The 17,614-nt window shown below is 50.0% G+C and carries 19 protein-coding genes; all 19 read right to left on the minus strand.

What is annotated here, in order from left to right; genetic code table 11:
• Positions 1-2: 2 nt before the first annotated feature.
• A complete protein-coding gene (locus WJU16_RS22380) occupies positions 3-1,091 on the minus strand; it encodes an efflux RND transporter periplasmic adaptor subunit (protein WP_341835596.1) in 1,089 nt (362 codons plus the stop codon).
• 146 nt (positions 1,092-1,237) lie between these two features.
• Entirely contained in the window at positions 1,238-1,822 is a 585-nt protein-coding gene (locus WJU16_RS22385; protein ID WP_341835597.1) for an HlyD family efflux transporter periplasmic adaptor subunit, read from the minus strand.
• A complete protein-coding gene (locus tag WJU16_RS22390) occupies positions 1,819-2,514 on the minus strand; it encodes an efflux RND transporter periplasmic adaptor subunit (protein ID WP_341835598.1) in 696 nt (231 codons plus the stop codon). Before WJU16_RS22390 ends, WJU16_RS22385 begins: the two co-directional genes overlap by 4 nt.
• A 13-nt stretch (positions 2,515-2,527) precedes the next feature.
• The gene (locus WJU16_RS22395) at positions 2,528-3,013 is read right to left on the minus strand and encodes a TolC family protein (RefSeq protein WP_341835599.1); all 486 of its coding nucleotides are present in this window, start codon (positions 3,011-3,013) and stop codon (positions 2,528-2,530) included.
• A gap of 23 nt (positions 3,014-3,036) precedes the next feature.
• Positions 3,037-3,780 (minus strand): TolC family protein, encoded by a 744-nt coding sequence (locus tag WJU16_RS22400; RefSeq protein ID WP_341835600.1) that lies wholly within the window; start codon positions 3,778-3,780, stop codon positions 3,037-3,039.
• A complete protein-coding gene (locus tag WJU16_RS22405; protein ID WP_126247935.1) occupies positions 3,764-5,698 on the minus strand; it encodes an efflux RND transporter permease subunit in 1,935 nt (644 codons plus the stop codon). Before WJU16_RS22405 ends, WJU16_RS22400 begins: the two co-directional genes overlap by 17 nt.
• Positions 5,699-5,703: 5 nt before the next feature.
• On the minus strand, positions 5,704-7,038 hold the full coding sequence (locus tag WJU16_RS22410; RefSeq protein ID WP_317126946.1) for an efflux RND transporter permease subunit: 1,335 nt from the start codon (positions 7,036-7,038) through the stop codon (positions 5,704-5,706).
• A gap of 23 nt (positions 7,039-7,061) precedes the next feature.
• Entirely contained in the window at positions 7,062-7,436 is a 375-nt protein-coding gene (locus WJU16_RS22415; protein WP_126247939.1) for a heavy-metal-associated domain-containing protein, read from the minus strand.
• Between the two features lie 12 nt (positions 7,437-7,448).
• Entirely contained in the window at positions 7,449-8,534 is a 1,086-nt protein-coding gene (locus tag WJU16_RS22420; RefSeq protein WP_205687071.1) for a YncE family protein, read from the minus strand.
• Positions 8,535-8,598: 64 nt separating this feature from the next.
• A complete protein-coding gene (locus tag WJU16_RS22425) occupies positions 8,599-9,039 on the minus strand; it encodes an HYC_CC_PP family protein (protein ID WP_341835601.1) in 441 nt (146 codons plus the stop codon).
• A gap of 130 nt (positions 9,040-9,169) precedes the next feature.
• On the minus strand, positions 9,170-9,508 hold the full coding sequence (locus WJU16_RS22430) for a four-helix bundle copper-binding protein (protein ID WP_126247943.1): 339 nt from the start codon (positions 9,506-9,508) through the stop codon (positions 9,170-9,172).
• 50 nt (positions 9,509-9,558) lie between these two features.
• Positions 9,559-10,059, minus strand: coding sequence for a DUF305 domain-containing protein (locus WJU16_RS22435; protein WP_205687072.1), 501 nt, complete (start codon positions 10,057-10,059; stop codon positions 9,559-9,561).
• A 27-nt stretch (positions 10,060-10,086) separates the two neighbouring features.
• Positions 10,087-11,496, minus strand: a complete 1,410-nt coding sequence (locus WJU16_RS22440) for a hypothetical protein (RefSeq protein WP_126247945.1) — start codon at positions 11,494-11,496, stop codon at positions 10,087-10,089.
• Between the two features lie 159 nt (positions 11,497-11,655).
• Complete coding sequence (locus tag WJU16_RS26195; protein WP_404980229.1) at positions 11,656-12,051, minus strand: HYC_CC_PP family protein; 396 nt, start codon at positions 12,049-12,051, stop codon at positions 11,656-11,658.
• Positions 12,052-12,387: 336 nt separating this feature from the next.
• On the minus strand, positions 12,388-12,600 hold the full coding sequence (locus WJU16_RS22445; protein ID WP_126247947.1) for a heavy-metal-associated domain-containing protein: 213 nt from the start codon (positions 12,598-12,600) through the stop codon (positions 12,388-12,390).
• A 114-nt stretch (positions 12,601-12,714) separates the two neighbouring features.
• On the minus strand, positions 12,715-13,770 hold the full coding sequence (locus WJU16_RS22450; protein ID WP_126247949.1) for a ferredoxin--NADP reductase: 1,056 nt from the start codon (positions 13,768-13,770) through the stop codon (positions 12,715-12,717).
• A 35-nt stretch (positions 13,771-13,805) separates the two neighbouring features.
• Positions 13,806-16,064: a heavy metal translocating P-type ATPase gene (locus WJU16_RS22455; RefSeq protein ID WP_126247951.1), complete on the minus strand. Its 2,259-nt coding sequence runs from the start codon at positions 16,062-16,064 to the stop codon at positions 13,806-13,808.
• 78 nt (positions 16,065-16,142) lie between these two features.
• On the minus strand, positions 16,143-16,697 hold the full coding sequence (locus WJU16_RS22460) for an AraC family transcriptional regulator (RefSeq protein WP_298707816.1): 555 nt from the start codon (positions 16,695-16,697) through the stop codon (positions 16,143-16,145).
• A gap of 118 nt (positions 16,698-16,815) precedes the next feature.
• Positions 16,816-17,388, minus strand: coding sequence for an AraC family transcriptional regulator (locus tag WJU16_RS22465; RefSeq protein WP_126247955.1), 573 nt, complete (start codon positions 17,386-17,388; stop codon positions 16,816-16,818).
• Positions 17,389-17,614: the final 226 nt, after the last annotated feature.

Below are 17,614 nucleotides of genomic sequence, written 5' to 3' on the forward strand. Positions count from 1 at the left end.
TTTTACATTCCAGCCATGCCAGCCATAGGATCGGATCCTTTTTTCAGAATATATTCCGAGTAGAGCAGATACGCACCGGTTATCACAACAACGTCGCCCTCTTTCAGGCCTTCGGTAATTTCCACCAGGTTGAAATCCTCCATGCCGGTTTTTACCATCCGCGGGACGAATTTCCCCTTCTCTTTTTCGATCCAAACGTGCGCGCCTTTACCGTCGCGGATCACCGCATCAATCGGCAGGCTCAGCACATCTCCCTTGCTTTTAAGCGGTAGCTGAATATTCGCCTGCATGCCAGGCTGCCATCTGTTCCCGGGATTGGGAATGCTTCCGCGCACCTGCAGCAACTGGCTGCCGCTTTGCAGGGAGGGATTGATGAACTGGATCGTCATGTTTTGCGGTTCGTTCTCCCAGCCGGCAACAACAACCTTGACAGTTTGCCCTATGCGGACAAAGGACGCTTCCGCAGGATAGACGTCGGCTTCGACCCAAAGCTGGTCGAACGCCTCCAGTCGCATGACCGATCCTCCTTCCGACACATATTGCCCTTCCGTTGCGGTAAGCTCCGAAACGATACCGCCGTAGGGCGCCGGATATGTCACGAACGCGCTGACTTTCCCTGACTGTACCAACTGGTTGATCTGCGCGTCGCTTTGATCGTACAGGGCCAGCTTCTGGCGAGCCGCCTTTTCGATCTGCTGAAATTGAGCGTCTTCCGGGAATTGCTTCGCCTGCGCCACAGTCAAAAGGTACTCCTGCTGGAGCGTTGCCAGTTGTTCAGAGTATATTTTATAAAGCGGTTGTCCTTTATTTACCCTTACGCCCGTTTCCTTTATATACATTACTTCAATCCGGCCCGGAACCCTGCTGGAGATAATAGTGGTCTTTTCGGGATCGGTTGCAAGCCTGCCGTTTAGCTGGCGAAAATTCGCCAACGCGCCCGTTCCTACGGCCATCGTGGTAATATTCGCCAGTTTTATCTGGCTTTCTCCCAGCGTAAGCGAAGCGTCCTTATTGGATTTGTCGAACGGAACGAGATCCATCCCGCAGATGGGGCATGTACCGGGTTTGTCCTGCACGATTTGCGGGTGCATCGGGCAGGTATATGTTTGTTTGTTTTCCCCGGAAGCTTCTTTTTTCCCTGCATCTGAACACGCTGCCAGAAACACTGCCGGCGCAATTGAAGCTAACGCAACTGCTTTTAAAAAACTTTTCCTTTCCATATCTTCAATTGTTGCAATTAGTTATTTGTTTTGATAAAGCTTTCGCTATCAATTAAATAGTAGGCATTTGACGCTACTTTCCATGTACTGATGTCCGTGTCTACCTGTATCATGTCGTTCGTCTCTATCCCTGTCGTCACAGTCATTGGAAGGTAGGAATCCTTCTCCTTTCTGAACACCACGGACTTGTTGCCCAGCTTCAGTACCGCGCGCTTGGGGAGCCACCAGCCACCGGAGTATATAACCGGTACGTTCGCACTGAGAAGCTGGCCTACATGGAACTGCTGATCGTTCAGGTAAACCCTGGCGATGGTAAAGTTCATCCCGTTCCGGAAAACCGGTTCGATAAGGCCGACGCTGCCGGATAACATATGATTTTCGTCGCTCGTGGGATAGAAAAGCAACTTTTGCCCTTGGCGGATGCGTGCCGCCAGTTGCGGAGGGAATGCAAATTCCGCTACCAGGGCCCTGTTCTGATAAATAGTGAAGAGAGACTGGCCGGCGCTCACATATTGACCTTCGCGGAGCATAACGGGCGTGGCGGCCGGTGCTGCCGGCGCAGGAGCTGCCGCAGCCGGCGCTGCACCGCTCATCCCGCTCATTCCGTCGCCGGAAGCCCCCCGGAAGGTGCCGGCATTGTTGCCGCCGCCGATGGCGCGGTTGCCGTAGCCGATTTCTCCAGAATGTATCCATCACTGTTGCTATATACAGGCACCCGGTAAAGTATATTACCGGTTTTCAGCACTTGTTCGATCTGCGCGCTCTGCATACCCAGCAATTGCAGCCGCTGCTTGGCTGCTGATAGCATTTCACCGCCATTTCTTGCTACGAGCAGCAGCTCACGCTGGGCGGCCGCGAGGTCTGGAGAGTAAACTTCCATAATTAATTGCCCTTTACGGATGGGCTGGAAGTTATACCTGATGTAAAGGCGTTCGATACGACCGCCGACCCGGCTGGAAATGCTCGTTTGGTTACGGGTATCGTAGGTGATGATACCGTACACGTCCGATGCATAAATGCGTGTCCCGGATTCCGCGCTTATCGCCGGAATGGTGGCAACGACCTGGGCGTTTACCGGTTTTGTCAACGCGTTGATACTGCTGTCTAGGGCCGGTTCGCTGTGGGCGTCTTTCGGTACGAGATCCATACCGCAGATAGGACATTTACCCGGTTTATCCTGGACGATCTGCGGATGCATGGGGCAGGTGTAAGTTTGACCCGCTTTATGCCCGGCATGTTCGGTTTTCGCACCGTTGCCCTTGCAGGCAGCCAATCCCAGTATGGCGAAGGACAAGCCTATTAATATTTTAACGATATAATTGTTTCTCATAATCCACGATCATTTCATAAAGTTTTAACTTTTCGTCGAGCACGTTGGCCTGCATCATGGTGAGCGCCTCCCAGGAGTCGATCACGTTGGATAACGCCAGTTTGTTCTCCTGGTAATTCAGGAAGTTGGCTTCCAGGGTTTGGCGGAGCGCGGGAACGATCTTGTCTTCCATTGCTTCGATCCGCTTTTGCATGGAAAGGATCTCATAGTGCATACCGTACAGCATGCCCTGTGTTTCCTGCAGCATGGCGGCTCTTTCTTTTTCCATCGCCTGTACTTCATATTTCATTCCCTTGACCCCGGATTTATACATTTTCGAGGACCATGGAGCGATTGGGATGCTTGCCATTACCATGGCGCTGTAAGCATTCGGCATCATTCCGTCCAGCGGGTACATGTGGTCGAAGCGCACCCTGAAATCCGGTTTCTTTTCCTTCTTCATGCTTTCGATGTTCAGTTGCATCGTTCGGATGCTTTCATCCATTTTCAGGATGTCTTTCCGGGCACTTGCCAAGGAAGCGGTATCGTATGAAGGTGCGATCTCGAAACGAGGGGTATAAGTGGTGTCGATCTCGAACTGCTCATTGCCGGGGAATTCATCAGGCTGTTCAGCCAGGAGCGCGCTTTGGCGATATTTCCATCCTGCATCCTTATCATATTGACATTTTCCTCAATTTTCGCGTTCGCTTTGTACACGCCGCTGAGCTGAGACTGATTGTAGGGATATCTGACCTGTTCGATTTTTTTCATCGTTTCCATGATCTTCCCGTTCTCCTGCAGGATATGGATGCGTTGTTTCGCAACGATCCAGCTGAAGTAAAGGCGCTTGGCCTGCGACTTCAGCTCATTCAGGGTAACGCCCCGGGTGGCGTTCTCAACGTTTGCCTGGGAAGCGATGTATTTCTTCTTCGCGTTGAGTTTCGCCGGGTTTGGGATATCCTGCTCCAGCTGCAGCATAAGGCTTCCCTTATCCCTGTCGTCCATAATCATTTGGCCAGGATACGGGGTCATGAACGTGCCCACGCCGACCATTGGGGCCATCCAGGCTGTTGCCGCTTCGGCGCTGTATTTGTAGCTTTCCGCCTTCAGCCCGTAAGACTGAAGCAGAACATTATTCCTGTCTACGCGGAGCAAAACGCTATCCAGGGGCAAAACCGGTACTTGTTGCGCGGCGAGCCCCATTGGTGCGAAAAGCCCAATCAGGAAGATATATTTAATGATGTACTTCATGAATCTCCAATTTTCCGTACTTACGTAATTCGTATTCTTTCGTTAACAAGAAGATCAGCGGCGTTACCAGCAGGATATGCGTGGAAGAGGTCAGTACCCCGCCAATCATCGGCAGCACAATAGGTTTCATCACATCAGTGCCCACCCCGGATGCCCAAAGAACAGGCACGAGGCCGAACAAGGATACGCAGACTGTCATCAACTTCGGGCGGAGGCGTTTCGCAGCACCATGGATCACGGCAAGGCGCAGGTCTTCCCGGGTAATTGTCGCGGAAGAATTGCCTTTTTCCTTTACGAGCTGCTGCATCGCATCGTTGAGGTAGATTACCATCACGATCCCAGTTTCCACAGCGATACCGAACAGCGCGATGAAGCCCACCGCTACGGCAACCGAAAGGTTCACGCCCCAGAAATAGATCATGTACGCACCACCGATCAAGGCGAAGGGTACGGTGATAAGGCTCAGGAACGCCTCGCGGATGGAGTGGAAGGCAAAATACAGGGAGAAGAATATGATGATCAGTACCACCGGAGCGATCCACAGCAGTGTTTGTTGCCCGCGGATCAGGTTTTCGTACTGTCCGCTCCATTCCAGGTAGTAGCCCTGCGGAAGGATCCCGCCAGTGCTGTTGATCTTTTTGATGGCTTCGTTCACAGTACTGCCTAAATCCCTGTCGCGCACGTTAAACATAACGGCTCCGCGCAGCATGGCGTTTTCCGAAGTGATCATCGGCGGACCGTCGGTGAATTTCACGTCGGCAACGGAGGACAAGGGTACTTCGCCGAAAGAAGAAGACATGATTGGGATGCGTTTGATGTGCTCAACGCTATTCCGGTATTCCTGTGCCAGGCGAACGCTGATCGAGAAGCGCTGGCGGCCCTCGATGGTATTACCAATGGGCGCGCCGCCCAGTGCGGATTCTACTGTTTGGTTCACGTCGTCAACCGTCAGGCCGTAGCGGGAAAGATCCCCGCGGCGAACGTCGATATCGAGGTACTTTCCGCCGGTTACGGGCTCAACATACAGGTCGGCAATGCCGGATGTGCCTTCCAGGGCTTTTCTTACCCGTTCAGATACGGATGCGATGGTATCCAGGTTTTGGCCGTAAACTTTTACGCCCACGTCCGTTCTGATACCGGTAGCCAGCATGTTGATGCGATTGATGATAGGCTGCGTCCAGCCGTTTACCACACCGGGAATCTGGAGCTTCGCGTCCAGCTCGTTGATAATGTCCTTCTTGGTAATGCCTTCCCTCCATTCTGTTTTGGGTTTCAGCATGATAATGGTTTCGATCATGCTGATCGGCGAGTTGTCGGTGGCCGTGCTCGCGCGGCCGGCTTTCCCGAGGACTTTATCTACTTCCGGAACGGATTTGATGATCTTGTCCTGTACCTGTAAAATCCGCTTCGCCTCGTTGTTCGATACATCCGGCAGCGTAACTGGCATAAACAGGATGCTTTGCTCGTCCAGCGGCGGCATAAACTCGCTGCCGAGGCTTTTCAGCAAGGGAATGGTGATGACGAGCGCCACTACGTTGATGGCGATCGTGGTCTTTCTCCATTTCAATACACCGCGGATGATGGGCTCATAAATCCTCTCCAGTACCCGGTTTACGGGATTTGCATTGTCCGGGCGGAACTTGCCCTTCATAAAAAAGGAAATCAGGACGGGGGCCAGTGTGATCACGAGCAGGGCGTCCATGATCATGATGAAAGTTTTGGTGTATGCCAGCGGATGGAACAGCTTGCCTTCCTGGCCCGTCAGCATGAAAACCGGGAGAAACGAGGTAATGATGATGATCGTGGCAAAAAATACCCCGCGGGATACCTGTTTGCTGGACTGTTCAATGATCTTCAATCGTTCTTCTTCCGATATCCAATCCGGGGATTTTTTAAATATTTTCTTCAACCAGTTCATTGTAATTAGCTTTTTTGCTGTTTTTGCCAGAGGGCATATCTTTCAGCAAGATGTTTGTATGCGTTTTCACTCATAATGATCCCATTGTCCACAATAACCCCAATGGCCAGCGCGATACCTGTGAGGGACATGATGTTCGACGAGATGTCGAAGGTGTCGAGCAGAATGAAGCTTGCGGCCAGGGTAATCGGGATTTGGATGATAATGCTGAGCGCGCTGCGCCAGTGGAAAAGGAAAATGATCACCACGATGGAAACGACGATCATTTCTTCAATGAGCGTATTTTTGATGGAATCCACGGATTCCTTTATCAATTCGCCCCTGTCGTAAATGATGTCAAACTTTACCCCCTTGGGTAGCCCTTTGGCTACTTCTTCCATTTTCGCTTTTACCTTATCAATTACCGCATCCGCATTTTCTCCATATCTCATTACAACGATCCCGCCAACGCGTTCGCCTTCGCCATCCTGGTCGAAAATACCCAAGCGGGTTTCGCCGGTCATTTGCACAGCGGCAACGTCGGCGACACGGATGGGAATGCTGTTCTGGTTCTTGACGGGAATGTTTTCGATCTCCTCGACGGATTTCAGGTAGCCGGAGGTTTTTATGATATAGCCGATGTCGCTAAGCTCGAATTTCCTGCCACCGGATTCGTTGTTGTTCGTCCGGATGGCGTTGATGACTTCCGGAACGGTAAGCCTGTAGTAAAGGAGCTTGTTGGGATCCAGCGTAATTTGATATTGTTTCTGGAAACCGCCAAAGGAAGCGATTTCGCTGACGCCCTCCACGTTTTGCAAGGCAAATTTCACATACCAGTCCTGTACCGCGCGTTGTTCGCCCAAGTCCATGTTGGGGGCGTCCAGGGTATACCAAAGGATGTGCCCTACACCGGTGCCGTCGGGGCCGAGTTGCGGCGTAACGCCGGTAGGCAGCGTCCTGGAAACCGTACTGAGCCGTTCCAGCACGCGTTCGCGCGCCCAGTATATGTCAACATCGTCGTTAAAAATGACGTAAATGAAGCTCATGCCGAACATGGAGGAGCCACGTACATATTTGATCTTGGGGAGCCCCTGCAGATTCGTTACCAGCGGATAAGTGATCTGGTCCTCGATCAGTTGAGGCCCGCGGCCCATCCATTCGGTGAATACGATCACCTGGTTCTCTGATAGGTCAGGGATGGCGTCGATGGGGTTCTTCTTCACAGCAAAGATGCCCCAGGCGAACAAGGCGGTTGCCATCACCAGTACAATAAACCGATTTTTTAATGACCATTCAATAATACTATGTACCATATCTCTTTTTCTTTTGAAGGACGCAGCAGGTTGCCTGCCGCGTCCCATCTGTTTGATCTTGTTGCCTATGATTATTTATGGTGCTGATGGCCCTGGGTGGACTTTGCGGCACCTTTACGATCATACTGGCAGCATCCTGGAAGCTTGGTATACACGGAGTCCGCCGCCTGTGCTTTTTCCGTATCATGGCCGGCGGCAGCGATCTTCTGCTGCACCGCGTCGCCGCTGGTTTTTGCGGGATCCAGCGACACCGTCATCATTTTGGTTTCTACATTCCATTCAGCTTTCGAAACGCCGTCAACGGTGGCAGCTTTTTCGATTCTTTTCTTACACATGTTGCAGTTGCCATAGACCTTGAACGTTTCTTTCTTGGCGGATTGGGCAAATGCGCTCGATGTGCCTACAAAGGCAACCATAACAATGAGAAGAGATAATAGTTTGTTCATTTTTATATTGGTTTATTGTTTGATTACGATGCCGTTCGGCTTTTTGCCAACCGGGATGTCTTTTATTTTAGTGTGATCCGATACTTTGATAACGGAAACGTTGGCCGCTGATTGGTTCGTTACGTATGCGGTTGCGCCGTCGCTGGTAATGGCTACCGCATGCGCGCCGGCGCCGGCATTGAACTTGCCGCCGTGTACCCACTGGCCGGTAGCGTCCGGGACCCAGAAGTGAACCTGGCCGTTATCCGGATCCGTTACCCATAATTCCTTCCGGGAAGCAAGATGAGCCGCGCTTCCCGGCATAAATCCGAGCGGTATGGTCTGCACAATTTTATTGGTGGCTACGTCGATGACACTGATGCTTTGCCCGTCCTCGTTGTCGAGGTACATTTTGCCGTCGTGCCCGACCCAGGCCCCAACCGGGTTCTCACCGACAGGGATGGTCGTCAGCACGGCTTTAGAGGCAGGGTCGATGATGGAAACAGTATTGTCGCCGCCGTTTGCGACATAAGCCTTCGTGCCATCAGCTGAAAAAGTGACTTCCGCCGGTTCCATACCGACCGGGATCGTATTCTTCAGGGTGTAGTTTTGAGCGTCGAATACCAACACTTTACCTTCCATTTCCATTTGGGACGTCCAGATTTCCCGTCCGTCCGGAGAAAAAGCGGCGTTGTGATTCATGGTGGGGACTTCCAGGTCTTTGGAGATGGAGCCCTTTACGGCATCAATGATCATTACACGGCCCTTCATTCCGCCCATGTTTCCTCCATGTCCGGCACTGAGGTCGGAACCCGGAACACCGACGGCCAGCCGGTGGGCTCCGCCCGCAGCAAAGTGATAGATATGGTGCGGCCACATCGGCATATCATTTCCCCCGGCGGTCATCAGCTCGATCGTGTCGGTGAGGGTGTTGGAATTGAGGTTTATTACCGAAATCGTGTTGGATTCTCCATTTACCACATAGGCGGCCGGATAGTTGATATCTTTTACGGGCATATCCATGCCTTCCATTTTGTGCTTTCTGCATGCGGTGACTATCACCAGCGAGAACACAATTATACCAGCTACCACAATTGCAAAGCGTTTGCTCAATTGCATAACTAAAATATTTACTAAAAAAATGTAGAAAAATATGTAGCGGGAATTACCGGTCGCCTCAAAGCTACAGCGGGATTAAAACGTAGAGCGCCGGACTTGGGGTAGGATCAAATGCGGAATGTGCAGTAAAAGATATGTGCGGGAACTTTGCTACTTCGTGGGGGGCGTGCCCGGTAGGATGTTCCACTGCAATGGAAGTAGGGAACACCCTGGGAATATCGATGAAAGAAATAGGAGTAGCAATAGCCGCCAGTTGCATGAACTGAAAAACGCTTTCCGAGACTTTCTGATCTTTCTCGAACTTTACTGTTTTATGGATGTCTTTACAGCATTTTTTGGCGCATACGCTGTTTTCTTCGGAACCACATTTACTGCATTTCTGCGCTTCGTGCTCCCAGAACTTCACGTCCACCAACTTTCCCATGCAATAATGCATGTGAAATGTAGCGCCCGTTGACGTTCCCATGTAGAGCAGGGCAAGAATCAGTGTGAGGATCCTCTTCATCTGTGGCAAAAATAAGGGGTAATTCCCGATTTATTGTTATATAATTTTGTAAGAGTTTTATATTATAAGAAATTTTATAATTAGTAAATAAAAGATTATCAAAGCCAAGGTTCCCCTTGGCTTTGATATATCATGCATGCTCCGCCATTTGAGCGCAAGTTTCCGCGCACTTCCTGCACGCTTCCGCACATTCTCTGCAATGCTCCATATGGGCATGTTTCTCACATTCCTCGGCACACCTGGTGCATGCGTCGGCGCATAGCTGGCACACCTGAGCACTAAGTTCACCGTCCATGCTCATGATCTGCACGGCGGCGTTGCAGATCGTGGCGCATTCCAGATCACGCTGGATACACTTGGCGAGGTCTTTCACATCCGGTTCCTGGAGACAGGAAACCGCGCAATGGTTACAGATCACCGCGCATGCATTACATGCGTCGATGCACTCCTGAAAATGTTGATGAGGCATAATTGAAAATTTTTGATGTTAAGAATAATTTAAATGAATTAAGGCGCCCGCTATCGGGGCCGCTCGCTTTTTAATTCCTTTAATTTTGCTTTCATCTGATCTATTTCTGCCTGCTGGCTGGTGATGATGGTTCTGCACAACTCCTTAATTTCCGGGTCGGTAACTGCCGCTTCCTTTGCCATCAGGATGGCGGCGGCATGATGAGGTATCATAGACCGGAGAAACTGCCTGTCGGATACGGCGGCCTGCTGTCTGATCAGCAGGTAGAAAATTACCAGGGCGAGGCTTCCGGTTGCCAGTAGCAGCCCGTTCAATTTTTTGTTCATGTACATGGAGCGCATGATGATCAGCTCGATTATTAGCATCGGGCTCGCCATCAGACCCGCCATGTAAAACTGGTTCACATTTGGAATTACATTCGAAAATGTATCTACCATTGCGTACATCAGGATGTACATTGAAATAAATGAAAGGATTACCATTACAAGTAAGCTTCGGTAATGCTTGTTATGCTCGCCGTGTTGCATCCCTTTGCTGTTCTCTTTTTCCATGATCAACTTTTTTGGGTTAGATAATACTCAATGTCGCATTTTCATCAGCCCGGGGTAAAGCCTTAGATAAACCTGGAGCGCTATGGGTTTTTTCCCGTATAACTCATGCAGAGCACTGCTATTAAGGAATGCACTGAATTGCCCTCCCAGCGCAAGGCGTGTTTTCCGAATATTCAACAAGTCATATGTAGCGCCGGCGGAAATTGCATTGACGGGGAAAAGCGTAGCCTCCCCGTATTTGGCCGGATCAAGGTTAAGTTCCTCGACCGCTTTCTGGACCCATTCGTACCGGGTAAATACTTCCGCTTTCTTCAAACGTAGCGCCCCTTCGAGTAGGAATGCGTTTTCACCCTCATGCCCGGCTGTTTTATTAAGTCCCCATAACGTTGTGACATTCAGCCAGTTGTCATTTCGCATGGGCAGGCTGTAAATTGCGGAAGCTGTAGTGCGATTTACGTCTTCGTCCGGATGCAGGAGCTCCGGGCTTTTGATGAATCCGTGGGAAGCTTGGAAAGCCCAGTTCGGTGATGGATTGAACGACAGTCGCCCGCTCCAGGAGTCGAAGCGCATCTTGTCGAAGTTGTACCTGTTTTCGTCGGGTTCTCGCCCGGTAAAAAGAGACCCCTCGACCTTGAACTTATCCAGTCTGACGCCGAGCGTCGCCACGCCGAAGGTAATATGGGTGCCGTCGTTCCAGTGGTGGCTGATCGGAGCGTCCGGGTACGAAAGTGCGGATGGGCGATGCATAAAGGCTACGGAGCCAATGGCCGGCTCCCCGGGATATCCGAAATACGCGAACGCATCCACCTTTTTGGAGAAGGCATAAGAGTAGCTGACGGAAAGCTCCGAAAAGAGGTCGTGGGGGTGTTGCCGATCTACGAGCGGTTGTCCCTCCCAGCTTTCCCCGGACTGGAAAAGCAGCGGGTAGCCGCTACCGCCTTCGGTAATGCGATCCAGGGAGATCATTACATTATAATGGAACAGGCCTTTTCTGCCGACCTTTCGCTGCGCCATCATCATAAACCAATTTGGGGCATCGAATTTTTCATCGCCGCGGGAACCTTTGTTTCCGACATCCTGGTCGGTGTATCGGAGAAAAAGGTTACCATGGACCATATACATCCACTTTTTGGAGTGGAACATATAACCGTACATAGGGGATGCGTCGGGCAGCCACCCTGTACCTGAACCGTTTCGATTCATAGGGAGATTTAACGAAAACGCATGGCTCATGGGTACGTCCGAAGGCATTTCCATGCTGTCCTGCATTTTGTGCATGTCGTGCATGGAGGTATCCTTCACTGCTTTATTCGGGGCCGGCATTTCTTTTGGCGGCTTTTCAGGCTTTTTGGGTGGAGATTTATGCTGCTCGTGTTGCGCGCGCAATACCCCTGAAATGGTTATCAGTACCAGCAAAATGAATAATTTCTTTTTCATACCTCAATTTTTCCTGTGTTGGAATCCCATCCCGGTAAGCAGTAGATAAGGCGGTAATTTTTTAAAAGCAGATATATCACCGGATGGCTTTTTTATTCACCTTTTGAATGGAACAGCATATCGTCCCTTCACCACCAAAGGTGGCATTTAGGTGATCGCTCAAATACGAAAGTTTTGAAATCGTAGAAATAGCGGGAGTTCAATAGGTGGTGGATGGTGGGGAATGTCGGGAGCGGAAATTTCAGACGAAAAAGAGATTGGTGCGGTGTCGTATATTAAAATGATATTTGCCTGTGCGTGGGCCGCGATAAGCGTCGCAAAATACGTAGAAACGTGGCTATCTTCTGAGCGGGGGCTGGCTATCGTTACATCTTTACAACATCCGCTGTTTAGCCCGGTGTGTATTTCCATCCCGCATTTGCCACATGGGCCGTCACGAGTAAAGATCAGGCTTACACTTTGCAACTCGCCCATGCAATAATGCTGGTATACGGTTATTCCACCCGTATATACAAGGTAGAATATTGCCAGTATAACATTATTTATGCGTTTCATGTGGAAAGTCTCTGACCTCCACGCCGAAAAACTATACCACTCTCAATGAGATGCGCTATTTTTAATCAATAGTCATAAGTTTACCTATAATTTATTGAAAATTAACGAATTGTCTGTTTGGGTTAGGGTATTAACGGTGAGCTGAAAAAGAAAAAGAGAGAGGAACATTTTCTACGAAATGGGGCTGGCGTGCTGTACGGGATTACTTACAGCAGCTTTTCTTTCTTACAAAGAGGAATTTCAGTACGGAGATCATGATGTTTTTTATCGATGCCATAGCTGCAAATATACAAAAATAAAAACGGGCAGCATTTTGAGCTGCCCGTGGGTTGGTTCTTATGCCAATGTTTCTGCCTTGTAACCTGCTTTCTCTACTGCCTTTTTTATATCTTCTTTGCCAGCTTTCTCAGTTGAAACTGTTAATACTTTATCCGGGCTTTGGAGATCGACTTCCCAGTTTTCCTTGCCGGCGAGTTCGTCCAGGAAGGGGGTTACCGTAGCAATGCAACCGGAGCATTTGATGTTCGTTTTAAATTGTACTGTTTCCATTGTATATCCTTTTAAGTATGTCGTTGCCTGTTTGATGATGTAAAATTACGATGTCTCGCCGGGGTACCTGTTATACAATTGCTACTATGATTTACAATATTCCATCGCTGCGCGTCAGTCAATTTCCACGGTAACGTCGCCGGTGACCGGGTAACTTTGGCATAATAGGATCAGCCCTGATTCCACGTCGGATTTTCTGAGTGCGAAGTTGTTCGCCATACTTACCTGGCCGGAGGTGAGCCGCGCCGTGCAGATGCCGCAAGTGCCTGATTTGCAGGAATAAGGAAGCGGTATCCGGTCTTCAAGCGCCGCAGTCAGGATTGTTTTTCCAGCCTGCACCTCCAGGAGGTTCGACTGATCGAAAAAATGAAGTAGGACTTCCTGCATTTCGATGGGTGGAACAACGGAGATGCTGTTTTCATCAGGCGCAAACCACTCGGTAAACACCTGCTGCTCGGGTATTTGTTGCGACGTCAGCACATCTTGGTGCAATCGCATCAGTTCCACCGGGCCGCAAATAAAGAAATGGGCAGCTTCCAACGGGCTCGGGACCGACATTTTTAACATCTTTTTCACGGCGAGCTTATTGATACGGCCACGAAACAGTGCCGCTCCATGGATCGATGTCAGGCTTCCGGGCTGGGAAACCGCATAATGGATAGATACCCGTTCTTTATGCTGGTAGGCCCAATCTTCTATTTTACCCCGGAAGATAATTTCATGCGGTGTGCGGTTGGAATAGATGAGCGTAACATGAGTGTCGTTACTCCCGGAAATAATGGAGCGGGCAATTGAAAACAAAGGCGTTATACCGCTGCCCCCTGCAAGGAGCACCACATGGCCCGCATGGAATGCTTCAGCAGGCGGTGTAAATGATCCGTAAGGACCGGATACCTGCCAGCGAGAGATGCTATCGGCCTGGTCGACGATGTAATTGCTCATGATGCCGCCGGTCACCCGTTTCACGGTAATGGCGGGATGGGCGTCTTCCTCTTGTACGGAGCTTAGGGAATACGACCGGGTGATAGCTTGTCCGTCGATCTGCAATGTCAGATTGATGAATTGCCCCGGTTTGTAATGGAAGGGTTCAATTCCCGAATCGAAGACCACCGTAATTGCCGATTCAGTTTCGCGGACAATTGCGGTGGTGCCCCATGTATATGATGTCATGCTTATTTCTAAGATTTAGAAACGTATTCTCAATATTATAAATTGGTTGCTTTCAGGCGCAAGCTATTGCTGACAACGCTCACCGAGCTCAGTGCCATTGCGGCCCCTGCGATCATCGGATCCAGCAAGAATCCGTTTACAGGATAAAGGAGCCCAGCTGCGATGGGAATTCCGATAACGTTATAGATGAACGCCCAGAACAGGTTTTGTTTGATCGTGCTCACCGTTTTACGAGAGAGTTTGAGCGCTTTGGGAATGCTGTTCAGATCGGAAGTGATGAGTGTCATTTTCGCAACATCCATGGCGATGTCGGAGCCTTTGCCCATGGCTATGCTGACGTCGGCCTGGGCAAGCGCCTGGGAGTCGTTGATGCCGTCGCCTACCATGGCAACCACTTTGCCTGCCTGCTGCAGTTCCTTTACGAATTCGGATTTGTAAGCCGGTAAAACTTCCGCCTTGAACGTGGTAATACCTACCTGTCTGGCTACTGCGGCGGCAGTATGTTGATTATCGCCAGTGAGCATGTAAACTTCAATGCCGCTCTTACGGAGTGCCGAGATAGCTTCAGCAGAGGTGGTCTTTATTTTGTCCGCGATAGCGATGACGGCCAGCAATGAATTGTTGGATGCAAAATAAATGACCGTTTTGGCTTCCTCCTGGAGAGATCCGGCCTGATATGCCAGTTGGGGCGGAATTGCGACGTTTTTCGCGTCCATCAGCCTTTTGTTGCCGACATAAAATCCGGTTCCTTCATAGCTACCTTTTACGCCTTGGCCGGTAAGGCTCTCAAAGCCTTGCAGCGCGGCAGGTTGAATGCGATCTTCTTTCAGATATGCTACCACGGCTTCCGCCAGCGGGTGCTCGGATTGTTGTTCCAACGCAAGCAGTACGCTGGCATGAACGGGGCCATTGCTCCAAACCATATCGGTAACGACAGGTTTGCCCTCAGTAATGGTGCCGGTCTTGTCCAGGATTACGGCATTTACCTTATGGGCCAGTTCCAGGCTTTCGGCGTCTTTAATAAGGATATTGTTTTCAGCGCCTTTTCCAACGCCTACCATAATGGCCGTCGGGGTCGCCAGACCCAGTGCGCAGGGGCAGGCAATTACGAGAACAGTTACCGAAGTGAGGAGCGCGTGCGTAAACGCATTATCACCACCGAGCACCATCCAGGAAATGAACGTCAGGATGGCAATGCCTATGACTACCGGGACGAAGACGCCGGCGATCTTGTCGACCAGCTTCTGCACCGGCGCCTTGCTGCCCTGGGCTTCCTGTACCATTTTGATGATCTGTGCCAGAAGCGTGTCCGTACCAACTTTTTCAGCCTTAAACTGGAAACTGCCTTTTTGATTGATCGTTCCTGCGAAAACCGCGTCTCCGCTCTTTTTCGCTACGGGAACCGGTTCTCCCGTGATCATGCTCTCGTCGACGTAGGACTCACCACCGGCAACCTTCCCATCTACGGGGATCTTTTCTCCGGGCTTTACCAGCAGGAGGTCATTCACTTTCACGCTGGCGATTGGTACTTCACGGGTGTTTCCGTCCGGATCTACCATCAGTACTGTTTTAGGCTGCAGGCCGATGAGTTTCTTGATGGCAGAGGACGTATTGGATTTGGCTTTTTCCTCCAGGAGCTTGCCCAGAGAGATGAAAGCGATCACTACCGCGGCGGCCTCGAAGTAAACGTGGGCATGAAGTCCGCGCTGGTGCCAGAATTCGGGATATATCGTGTTGAACGCACTGAAAAGCCAGGCAATACCCGTGCTTAACGCTACGAGAGTATCCATGTTGGCTTTCCTGTTCTGCGCTTGTTTCCAGGCGTTGACGAAAAAATTTCGACCGAAGAAGAAAACTACCGGGGTGGCCAGCACCATCATGATCCAGTTGCCGTAGGGCATATCCATGAAGAACATGCCGATAATTACGATGGGCAACGACAGGATGGATGACCATATTGTACGTTGTTTTACTTCCCGGTAGTGGCGTTGCTGGGCTTCTTCCTTTACTTCGTCCTGATTTTCGAGATCAATAACGAGGTCGTATCCGATTGCGCGAACTGCGCTTTGAAGTTCTTCGTGGGTAACTGCACCCTTTCCATATTGCACCCAGGCAGATTGGTTGGCGAAATTTACGCCGGCATCCTGTACGCCAGGTACGGATTTAAGCATGGATTCCACACTGATGGCGCAAGCCGCGCACGTCATTTCCAGGACGGGAAAGGTTTCCTTTATCGTTCCGGCGCTTTTTCTATCGGAGGTAGCCACTGGTCTTGCTGTTATCGTTGTTGACATTTTCCTGATTTTCAACAAAATTACGCCAGAAGACCGGGGCGGTTATTACACTATATCCGGAGATTTGTATATAATTCCTCAGTTGGCTGGCTTGCCTTTGCCAGAAAGCGACTGCTTATTTTGCCGAATTTTCTGGAAGTGAGAAGGGGGCAACCCTGTATTCGCTTTGAACTGCCGGGACAGATGGCCTATGCTGCTGAACCCGAGATTGTAGGCAATATTTGTGAGGGAATCGTCGGTATACACGAGGAATTCCTTGATTTTCTCAATACGAAATTCTATAATGTATTTCTCCAGGGTTATTCCTTCCACCTCTGAAAAGATGGAGCTGAGCGTGGTAAATTCCTTATTCAGTTTTTTCGCGAGCGTCTCAGAGAATTTGAACTTCGCGGGGAAATCATAGGATCCGGAGTACACCTGTTCCACGATCTTCTTGATGTCTCGCGCTAGCTTGGTTTTCTTGTCTTCCAGAAGCGAAAATCCCAGTGGGGCCAATTTTTCGCTGAGGGCGGCAATATCGGGAGCGGACAATGCGGATACCGTGGTGATTTCTCCCAAACTGATGTTAGTGACAGGGATATTCAACTCCCGCAAAACCTGGCGGATGGAGTGAATACACCTTTCGCAGACCATACCCTTTATGAAAATTTTGTATGTGCTATGCATAAAGCCAAATATTTGAACTTATGCAAAGGTGAGGCAAGGTTCAGGAAGAACTGTTATATAATTTTGGCGAACGATTATAAAATTATCAGGATTTTACTTTATCCAGCGGTTTCCGTTGGTTTTCCTGGGACTGTTTGAACTGCGACGTGGTAAGGCCGGTAACTTTTTTGAATTGCTGGGAAAGGTACTGGATACTGCTGTAGCCGAGTTTTTCCGCTATTTCGCCTACCGAGAGCTCGTTGTAGGTAAGCAATTCCTTGGCTCTCTCGATGCGCTGGAGGATTACGTATTTTTCAATTGTCGTGCCTTCAACCGTAGAAAAGAGGTTTGAGAGCTGGGTGTATTCCATCCCCGTTTTTTCCTGGAGGAAGACGGAGAGTTTCTGGGATAGCTCTACTTCGTCCACGCTGTGAATCAGTTGTATTACGATATTTTTTACTCTTTCGACCGTGGTACTTTTTTTATCATCCAGCAGCTCGAACCCCAGTTGCTGAAGCCGGGCCTTCAAAACCGGCAATTTTTCTTCAGCGACCGGAGCGGAAATGGTTACTTCTCCCAGTTGGATGTCTTCAAATGGGATTTCGGTTTCTTCGAGCAGCTGGCGAACGACCATGATGCAGCGGTCGCAAACCATGTTTTTAATAAATACTACCATCATTGAAGGTTAATAAGGCGCATTATAATGTTATTTGTGCTTCAAAAGTAAAGATAAAAGTTGATGTGGCGTATATCAAGCGAGTTCAACAGGAAGTTGCGGAGGCGCGGGTAGACAAGAGCGCTACGCGCGTATAAGCTTAACCGTTTATTAGAATGGTTGAAAAGGAAACGCAATGCTCAAAATTCATAAGCGCAGCCGGGCGAGTTAGCGCGGCTGTTTAAATTAT

The sequence above is a fragment of the Chitinophaga pollutisoli genome (assembly GCF_038396755.1).
GTDB lineage: Bacteria > Bacteroidota > Bacteroidia > Chitinophagales > Chitinophagaceae > Chitinophaga > Chitinophaga pollutisoli.

Coding starts and splice junctions, on each gene's coding strand:
- WJU16_RS22460 (WP_298707816.1), bottom strand. CDS start 16,697: ATGGTCTGCGAAAGGTGTATTCACTCCATCCGCCAGGTTTTGCGGGAG.
- WJU16_RS22385 (WP_341835597.1), bottom strand. CDS start 1,822: ATGAGCGGGATGAGCGGTGCAGCGCCGGCTGCGGCAGCTCCTGCGCCG.
- WJU16_RS22380 (WP_341835596.1), bottom strand. CDS start 1,091: ATGCACCCGCAAATCGTGCAGGACAAACCCGGTACATGCCCCATCTGC.
- WJU16_RS22465 (WP_126247955.1), bottom strand. CDS start 17,388: ATGATGGTAGTATTTATTAAAAACATGGTTTGCGACCGCTGCATCATG.
- WJU16_RS22420 (WP_205687071.1), bottom strand. CDS start 8,534: ATGCAATTGAGCAAACGCTTTGCAATTGTGGTAGCTGGTATAATTGTG.
- WJU16_RS22425 (WP_341835601.1), bottom strand. CDS start 9,039: ATGAAGAGGATCCTCACACTGATTCTTGCCCTGCTCTACATGGGAACG.
- WJU16_RS22405 (WP_126247935.1), bottom strand. CDS start 5,698: ATGAACTGGTTGAAGAAAATATTTAAAAAATCCCCGGATTGGATATCG.
- WJU16_RS22410 (WP_317126946.1), bottom strand. CDS start 7,038: ATGGGACGCGGCAGGCAACCTGCTGCGTCCTTCAAAAGAAAAAGAGAT.
- WJU16_RS22395 (WP_341835599.1), bottom strand. CDS start 3,013: ATGCAACTGAACATCGAAAGCATGAAGAAGGAAAAGAAACCGGATTTC.
- WJU16_RS22445 (WP_126247947.1), bottom strand. CDS start 12,600: ATGGAAACAGTACAATTTAAAACGAACATCAAATGCTCCGGTTGCATT.
- WJU16_RS22450 (WP_126247949.1), bottom strand. CDS start 13,770: ATGACATCATATACATGGGGCACCACCGCAATTGTCCGCGAAACTGAA.
- WJU16_RS22430 (WP_126247943.1), bottom strand. CDS start 9,508: ATGCCTCATCAACATTTTCAGGAGTGCATCGACGCATGTAATGCATGC.
- WJU16_RS26195 (WP_404980229.1), bottom strand. CDS start 12,051: ATGAAACGCATAAATAATGTTATACTGGCAATATTCTACCTTGTATAT.
- WJU16_RS22440 (WP_126247945.1), bottom strand. CDS start 11,496: ATGAAAAAGAAATTATTCATTTTGCTGGTACTGATAACCATTTCAGGG.
- WJU16_RS22455 (WP_126247951.1), bottom strand. CDS start 16,064: ATGTCAACAACGATAACAGCAAGACCAGTGGCTACCTCCGATAGAAAA.
- WJU16_RS22415 (WP_126247939.1), bottom strand. CDS start 7,436: ATGAACAAACTATTATCTCTTCTCATTGTTATGGTTGCCTTTGTAGGC.
- WJU16_RS22435 (WP_205687072.1), bottom strand. CDS start 10,059: ATGGAAAAAGAGAACAGCAAAGGGATGCAACACGGCGAGCATAACAAG.
- WJU16_RS22400 (WP_341835600.1), bottom strand. CDS start 3,780: ATGAAGTACATCATTAAATATATCTTCCTGATTGGGCTTTTCGCACCA.